The organism is Hydrogenophaga sp. (assembly GCF_030656115.1).
Lineage (GTDB): Bacteria > Pseudomonadota > Gammaproteobacteria > Burkholderiales > Burkholderiaceae_C > Hydrogenophaga.
In genome coordinates this window covers 1-8275 of record NZ_JAUSOO010000183.1, presented here as the reverse complement: position 1 = coordinate 8275, position 8275 = coordinate 1, and the positions used below count along the sequence as shown (strand labels likewise).

Here is an 8275-nt window from a genome sequence, read left to right as displayed (position 1 = left end):
CAGCTTGTCGCGCATGCGGCCGGCTTCGGCCGGTGAGAGCTCGTTGACCTGCATGCCCTTGCTGCGCAGGTCGGCCAGGGCCTTGTCGGCGTCGGCGCGCGTGTCCTGGCGCTCGAAATCGCGGCTCTTCTTGGCGGCGTCCATCAGCACCTTATGTTCGTCTTTCGACAGGCCATCCCAGTACTTCTTGCTCAACAGAACAATCCAGGGGCTGTAGACGTGGTTCGTGACCGTGAGGTACTTCTGCACCTCATAGAACTTGCTCGACAAGATGGTGTTGAACGGGTTTTCCTGGCCGTCCACCGTCTTGGTTTCGAGCGCGGTGAACAACTCCGAAAAAGGCAGCGGCACGGCGTTGGCGCCCAGGGTCTTGAAGCTGTCGAGGAACACGGTGTTCTGCATCACGCGCAGCTTGATGCCGTCCATGTCTTCCAGCTTGGTGATGGCGCGCTTGTTGTTGGTCAGGTTGCGAAACCCGTTCTCCCAATACACCAGGCCGACCAGGCCTTTTTCCTGCAGCTTGTCCATCACCTTCTGGCCCACCGGGCCGTCGAGCACGGCGTCGGCTTCCTTGGCGTTGTTGAACAGGAAGGGCGTGTCCCAGATCGCCATTTCCTTGGTGATACCGACCAGCGTGGCGGTGGAGCCGACCATCATTTCCTGCGCGCCACCGATCAGGGCCTGCTGCATCTGCACGTCCGAACCCAGCGCGGCGGCGCCGATGGCGCGCACCTTCATCTTGTTGCCCGAGGCCTTGGCCACCTCGTCGGTGAACACCTTGGCGGCGCGGCCCTGGTTGGACACCTCGTTGAGGCCGTAGCCGAAGCGGATCAAGCGCGGCTTGATGTCTTGCGCCTGCGCGATGCCGGCGCCGAGCGTGGCCAGCGTGATGGCGGCCGTGAGGGCCAGTTGCTTGAATTTCATGAGTATCTCCTTCAGGGTGGATGGGCACGAGGCGCCGGGGGTGAACGGGGGGGAAGCGAAAGAGGTCAGAACATCAGCTGGAGCGGCCACAACACGATGGCCGGGAAGATGATCAGCAGGGCGAGCATGCTGAAGTACACCGCCAGGAAGGGCATCACGCCCTTGATGACCGGTTCCATGCGCAGACCGCCCACGCCGGCCACCACGTTGAGCACCGTGCCCACCGGCGGGGTGAGCAGGCCGAGGCAGCCGACGAAGATGAAGACGAAGCCGAAATAGACCGGGTCGATACCGGCCTTGGCGGCCAGCGGCGCCAGCACCGGCGCCAGGATCAGGATGGTGGGCGTGAGGTCCATCACCATGCCCACCGCCAGCAGGAACAGGCAGACCACGGCCATGAACAGCATCGGGCTCTGCAGCAGCGGGCCCATGCTCTCGGCCAGCTGGCTGGGCAGGTCGGCCAGCGTGATCATGTAAGACGCTGCCGTGGCCGCACCGCAGAGGAACATCACCACACCGGTGGTGCGCGATGCGTCCACCAGCACGCGGTACAGCCGCTGCAGGTTCAGCTCGCGGTAAATCAAGGTGGCCACCAGCAGCGCGTACACTGCGGCCACCACAGCTGCCTCGGTGGGCGTGAAGAAACCGAAACGCAGGCCACCGATGATGATCACCGGCATCATCAGCGCCCAGGCGCTCTCACCCAGCACGCCACGGCGCTCGGTCCAGCTGCTCTTTTCTGCCACCGGCAACTGCTTCTTGCGCGCAATGCCGCGCCACACCATCACCAGCGCCACGGCCATCAGGATGCCGGGCACGATGCCGGCCAGGAACAGCTTGCTGATCGAGGTGTTGGTCGTCACGCCGTAGATCACCATCGGCATGGACGGCGGCACGATGGGCGCGATGATGCCGCCCGAGGCGATCAGCCCGGCGCTCGACCCGTCGGGGTAGTTCTGCTTGCGCATCATCGGCAGCAGCAGCGTGGCCAGGGCGGCGGTGTCGGCGATGGCCGAGCCGCTCATGGACGCCAGCATCAGCGAAGCCGCGATCGCCACGTAGCCCAGGCCGCCGGGGATGTGGCCCACCAGCGAACGCGCCAGGTCGATGATGCGGCGGCTCAGGCCACCGGCGTTCATCAGCTCGCCGGCCAGGATGAAGAAGGGCACGGCCAGTAGGGGGAAGCTGTCAAACCCGGCCTGCACGTTCTGCGCCAGCAGCTGCGCGTCGAAAAAGTCCAGGTGCACCATCAGCGCCAGCGCGGTCAGCATGAGGGCAAACGCGATGGGCACGCCCACCGTCATGGTGGCGAACAGCACCACGAGAAAAATGGCGACGGTCATGCTTGCGCTCCTGCTTTCGGAGCCTGGCCGGTTGGCGTGTGGCCGCGCAACTCGTTCCAGCTTTGCAACACCAGCAACACCGCCATGCACACCCCCATGACCAGCGTGCCCGCGGCGCCCAGCGCCAGGGGGTAGTTCATCACCGGACTGCGGCTGTCCATGCCCACCAGCACCTGCGACCAGGAACCGTCGATGAGGTAATACAAAGCCAGCGCGATCAGGCCCCGGGACAACCAGCGCAGCACCGCCGCCTTGGCACCGCTCAGGCGGGCGGTCACCAGGTCAAAGCCCAGGTGCTTGCCTTCGCCAAACGCCAGCGTGGCCGACAGGCACACCAGCCACACAAACAGCAGACGAGACAGCTCTTCAGACACCACCCAGCCGGTGCCCCAGAAATAGCGCTGCACCACGTTGCCAAACACCGCCAGCACCATGCCCAACAGGCACAAGGCCATCAGGCCTTCCACCAGATTTTTCAGAAATTTGCCCAGTCCCATGGCTCAGGCCTCCTGTGGGTTGACAGAAACCGCCACCTGCGCCCAGCGCACCACCTCGGGCAGCAACTGCTCCAGAGGGCGGCTGGCATCGAGCCGCAACACCCCGGGCTCCAGGCTCGGGTCTTCCAGCGTGGCGAACTGGCTGGCCACCAGGCTCACCGGGAACAGGTGCGCTGCGCGGGAGGCCACGCGTTCACGCGCCTGCTCTTGCGTGAGATCGAGAAATACAAACCGCAAACCGGGCACAGCGGTGCGCAAGCGGTTGCGGTAGCGCTGTCTCAGCGCAGAACACGTCAAAACCACCCCACCGGGGTGCTTTTGCAACTGCTGTGCCAGCAGGTCAAGCCAAGCCTCTCGGTCGACATCGTCCAGCGGGGTGCCGTTGCGCATCTTGTTGATGCTGGCGGCACTATGGAAATTATCTCCCTCCAGCAGGGGAATGTGCAGGGCTTCAGCGCAGCGCTGGCCCAGGCTGGACTTGCCGCAACCAGCCACACCCATGACCACCAGAAACGGTCCTGAAATACGATTTTTTAACGCGGAATGCATTTGGATAGCGCTATCCCAAAAGGATCAAAAAAAATCAGGCGACGGCGGAATTCAAACGGAAAAACTGCCGAGGTCTGCGTGTTCAATCTGCGGTTGCAGACTGGATTGGATAGCGCTATCCTAAGCAAAAAACCACTCACACAAATCGGGGAAAACCCTTGAAACCCAACGACCGCAAGCGCCGCCCCAGTGGCCGCACCACCCTGAGCGACGTGGCCCGCGCCGCTGACGTGAGCCCCATCACCGCCTCGCGAGCGCTGCGGGGCGAACGCAGCGTGGCGCCCGAGCTGGTGGAGCGCGTGAAGCAAGCCGCCGAACAGCTGGGCTATGTGCCCGACCCGGCCGCCCGCGCACTGGCTTCGCAGCGCAGCAACCAGGTGCCGGTGCTGGTGCCTCTGTTGTCCAACGCCCTGTTTGTGGACGTGCTGGAGGCCGTTCACAGCACGCTGCTGCCACAGGGTTTTCAAACGCTGATTGGCGTGACCCACTACAGCCCCGAACAAGAAGAGCAGCTGCTGCGCTCTTACCTGGCGCACCGCCCGGCCGGCCTGCTGCTCACCGGCTTTGACCGCACCGAAGCGGCCCGCCAGTTGATTGCGGGCAGCGGCGTGCCTTGCGTGCATCTGATGGAACTCACCCGCGCCCACGGCGTGTATTGCGTGGGCTTTTCTCAGGTGGACGCAGGCCACGCCATGACCCGACACCTGCTGCAGCGCGGGCGCCAGCGCATCGCCTTCGTGGCCGCACAGCTGGACCCGCGCACCATGCAACGTGCTGAAGGTTACCGGCGCTGCCTGCGCGAGCAGGGTGTCTACGACGCCCGGCTGGAGCTGCTGAGCCCACAACCCTCATCCATGCGCCTGGGCGGTGAACTGCTGCAAGACCTGCTGCGCAACCACCTCGATGTGGACGCCGTCTTTTTCTGCAACGACGACCTGGCCCAGGGCGCGCTGCTGGCCGCGCTGCGGCTGGGCATTGACGTGCCGGGCCGCCTGGCGGTGGCAGGGTTCAACGACCTGTCGGGCAGTGACCAGATGGTGCCGCCGCTCACCACCGTGCGCACACCGCGCGGCACCATTGGCGAGGCCAGCGCCCGCATGCTGCTGGGCCTGATGCGTGGCGAGTTGCCCGCCCAGCACTCGCTGGACCTGGGTTTCGAGCTGGTGGTGCGCGGCAGCAGCTGAGCGCACAGCCCTGGCACCCACGCCACCACAGCAAGCGCACGGGCCTGAACACAACCGGGCCGACGGGTGGCCGGTGCTCGAAGCGGCGGCACGTCAGCAGGCTCCGCACGCCCTGGTGCCGCTGCCGGCCACAGCCGAGCGCTTCAACGCCTTCTGCCGCGCAGGCTCCTGGCATCAGCCCCTGAAATTGCCTATTCAAGTCTTGCTGTTTTTTCAACTGTTGATCTGAGACCAGGCCTTGTCCAGCCGCTTCACGCTCACCGGCTGTGGCGTGCGCAATTCCTGTGCAAAGAAGCTCACGCGCAGCTCTTCGAGCAGCCAGCGCAGTTCTTGCAGCCGGGCGTCTTGCACGCCTTTGCGCTCGGCCACCAGGCGCCAGAAGCGCTGGTCTTGCGGGCGCAGTTCGGCGAACTTGGCGGCGTCGCGCGCCGGGTCGGCGCGCAGCTTGTCCAGCCGCTGCTGCACGGCTTTTAAATAACGCGGGAAGTGCTGCAGCTGTGCGTAGGGCGTGGTGAGCAAGAACCGTTTGGGCACCAGGCGCTGCAGTTGCTGGGCCACGTCGGTGGCCACGTCGGCGGGGGGGCGGCTGTCTTTGAGCTTGCGGGCCGCTGCGGCGTATTCGGTCAAGATCAAGCTGGCGTTGCGTGCGATCTCGGTCGAAATCAGGGTGAGCCGGCCGCGGCCCTCGTCCACCCGTTTCTTGAATGCCGCTTCGTCGGTGGGCAGCGGTTCGGCCAAAAAGGCGCGGTCCAGCGCGAGTTCAATGATCTGGCTTTTCAGTTCTTCCGCGGTGCCGCCGCCCGATCCGCTGTCCGTCTTGCCCACCTGCATGTAGGCCGAGGCCATGGTCATCAGGCCGGGCAGGTTCTTTTCCAGGTATTTCAGCGCATCGCGGATCTGCAAGGCAAACAGCCGCCGCAGGCCTTCGCGGTGGCGGGCCATGGCCGCTTCGGGTTCGTCAAACACCTCAATGCTCACCGCGTCACCCAGGTCGATGAGGGCCGGAAAACCGATCAGCGTCTGCCCGCCCTTGCGGATTTCCATCAGTTCGGGCAGTTCGCCAAACGTCCAGCCGGTGTAGCGCTGGGTGGCCGCCGCAGCGGGTACGGCGGGCGTTTCAGCGGCGGCACGGCGTGCACCACCGGCATGGGCCGGCACCGGCGCGGCCTTGGTCTCGGGCGGTGCCGGGCGCAGGCTCTCCAGCTTGAGCGAGGCCAGGGCCTGAAACGCGCCGCGCGCCTGCCCGCCCAGTTCGGCTTTCAGCGCAGCCAGACTGCGGCCCTGGCCCAGCTGGCGGCCATGTTCGTCCACCACACGCAGGTGCATGAAGTGGTGCGGCGTGAGCATGTCCACCTTGATGTCGTTGCGCACGATGTCGAGCTGGGTGGCCTCGCGCACCAGCTTGAGCAGTGCGTCCATGAGGTTGCCCGCGCCAAACACCGCCGGTTCGCACAGCGCTGCCGCGAAGCGCTCGGCCGTGGCCGGCAGCGGCACCAGCCGCGAGCGTGGGCGCTGGTGCAGGGTTTTCAGCAAGGCCAGCAGCTTGTCTTTCAGCATGCCGGGCACCAGCCAGTCGCAGCGGTCTTCGCTGACTTGGTTGAGCGCAAAAATCGGCACGGCCACGCTCAGGCCGTCGCGCGGGTCGCCAGGTTCGTGCAGGTAGGTGCAGGCGCAGTCCACCCCACCCAGGCGCAGCGTTTTGGGAAACGCCTGCGTGGTGATACCGGCCGCCTCGTGGCGCATCAGCTCTTCTTTGGTCAGCAGCAACAGCTTGGGGTTGAGCCGCAGCGCGTCTTTGTACCAGCGCTCAAAGCTGGCGCCGCTGCACACCTCGGCAGGTATCTGCGCATCGTAGAACGCAAAAATCAGCTCGTCGTCCACCAACACGTCTTGCCGACGCGACTTGTGTTCCAGCTCGGCCACCTGCTTCACCAGCTTCTGGTTGGCGGCCAGAAATGGCAGGCGGGTTTCCCATTCACCGGCCACCAGCGCTTCGCGGATGAAAATCTCACGTGCGCCCGCCGGGTCCACCCGGCCGTAGTCGGTGCGGCGGTTGTGATACACCACAAGGCCGTACAGCGTGGCGCGCTCCAGCGCTGTGACCTGTGCGGCCTTCTTTTCCCAATGCGGGTCGAGCAACTGCTTTTTGATCAGGTGCGCGCCGACCTGCTCCAGCCACTGGGGCTCAATCGAAGCGATGCCACGCCCAAACAGGCGTGTGGTCTCCACCAGCTCGGCGCACACGATCCAGCGCCCGGGCTTCTTGCTCAGGTTCGCGCCCGGGTGGCGGTAAAACTTGATGCCGCGTGCGCCCAGGTACCAGTCCTCGGCCTCGTTTTTCTGGCCAATGTTGCCCAGCAGGCCCGACAGCATGGCCAGGTGCAACTGCTCGTAGCTTGCTGGCTGGGTGTTGAGCACCCACTTGTGTTCGGCCACCACCGTGTGCAGCTGGGTGTGGATGTCGCGCCATTCGCGCACCCGCCGCACGTTGATGAAGTTTTCCCGCAGCAGGTTTTCGTATTGCCGGTGGCTGAGCTTGTGGTCTTTGCCGTGGCCGCCTTTGGTGTCGTCCAGCCACTTCCAGAGCTTGAGCGTACCGGTGAACTCGCTTTTTTCGTCGTCGAACTTGGCGTGCGCCTGGTCGGCCTGGGTCTGCTTGTCCATGGGCCGGTCGCGCACGTCCTGCACCGACAGCGCCGAGGCGATCACCATCACCTCGTCCAGTGCGCCGCGTTGCTGGGCCTCCAGGATCATGCGGCCCACGCGCGGGTCCAGCGGCAGGCGAGAGAGCGTTTGGCCGATGGGTGTGAGCTCGTTGGCTTCGTCCACCGCGCCCAGTTCGGACAGCAGTTGGTAGCCGTCCACAATGGCGCGCTTTTGTGGCGGTTCAATGAACGCAAACTCTTCCACCGCGCCCAGGCGCAGCGCCTTCATGCGCAGAATCACGCCCGCGAGCGAGCTGCGCAAAATTTCAGGGTCGGTAAAAGCGGGCCTGCCATTGAAGCCCGCTTCGTCGTACAAGCGGATGCAGATGCCGTCGGCCACGCGGCCGCAGCGGCCCGCGCGCTGGTTGGCCGCCGCCCGGCTGATGGGCTCCACCATCAGCTGTTCCACCTTCTGGCGAAAGCTGTAGCGCTTGACGCGCGCGGTGCCCGCGTCGATCACGTAACGGATGCCCGGCACGGTGAGCGAGGTCTCGGCCACGTTGGTGGACAACACAATGCGCCGCCCGCTGTGGTCTTGAAAAATGCGGTCCTGCTCGGACTGCGAGAGGCGCGCAAACAGCGGCAGCACCTCGGCATTGCGCAGCGTGGGAATGTGACTGAGGTGCTTGCGCAGGTGGTCCGTGGCTTCGCGGATCTCGCGCTCGCCCGGCAGAAAGATCAGGATGTCGCCCCCCTGCGGCCCGCGCCACAGCTCGTCCACACCGTCGGCAATGGCGCTGTTCAGATCGTAGTCCCGGCTTTCTTCAAACGGCCGGTAACGCATCTCCACCGGGAAGGTGCGGCCCGACACCTGAATCACCGGTGCCGGACCTTTTTTGGAAGCGAAATAGTCGGCAAAGCGCTGGGCGTCGATGGTGGCCGACGTCACCACCACCTTCAGGTCGGGCCGGCGCGGCAGCAACTGGCGCAGGTAGCCCAGCAAAAAGTCGATGTTCAGGCTGCGCTCGTGCGCCTCGTCAATGATGATCGTGTCGTAGGCGCGCAGGTCCGGGTCGGTCTGGGTTTCGGCCAGCAAGATACCGTCGGTCATCAGCTTGACCGAGGCGTCTTTC

At 65.1% G+C, this 8275-nt stretch carries 6 protein-coding genes; 1 reads left to right on the top strand and 5 read right to left on the bottom strand.

Features of this window, described 5'->3' with window-relative positions:
• From Q7J58_RS22575 to Q7J58_RS22560, 4 genes are all read right to left on the bottom strand, one after another.
• Positions 1-924: TRAP transporter substrate-binding protein (locus Q7J58_RS22575; protein WP_304832325.1), on the bottom strand; the 924-nt coding region annotated here is incomplete at its 3' end.
• Between the two features lie 65 nt (positions 925-989).
• Entirely contained in the window at positions 990-2267 is a 1278-nt protein-coding gene (locus Q7J58_RS22570; protein WP_304832323.1) for a TRAP transporter large permease subunit, read from the bottom strand.
• On the bottom strand, positions 2264-2764 hold the full coding sequence (locus Q7J58_RS22565) for a TRAP transporter small permease (RefSeq protein ID WP_304832321.1): 501 nt from the start codon (positions 2762-2764) through the stop codon (positions 2264-2266). The genes Q7J58_RS22570 and Q7J58_RS22565 overlap by 4 nt, the downstream gene beginning before the upstream one ends.
• A gap of 3 nt (positions 2765-2767) precedes the next feature.
• Positions 2768-3313 (bottom strand): gluconokinase, encoded by a 546-nt coding sequence (locus Q7J58_RS22560; protein ID WP_304832319.1) that lies wholly within the window; start codon positions 3311-3313, stop codon positions 2768-2770.
• A gap of 158 nt (positions 3314-3471) precedes the next feature.
• On the opposite strand from Q7J58_RS22560, the gene Q7J58_RS22555 reads away from it, so the two are divergent.
• Complete coding sequence (locus tag Q7J58_RS22555) at positions 3472-4497, top strand: LacI family DNA-binding transcriptional regulator (RefSeq protein WP_304832317.1); 1026 nt, start codon at positions 3472-3474, stop codon at positions 4495-4497.
• 213 nt (positions 4498-4710) lie between these two features.
• Here Q7J58_RS22555 and hrpA read toward each other — a convergent pair.
• Positions 4711-8275 (bottom strand): ATP-dependent RNA helicase HrpA (hrpA, locus tag Q7J58_RS22550; protein WP_304832316.1); only part of this gene is annotated, 3565 nt, incomplete at its 5' end.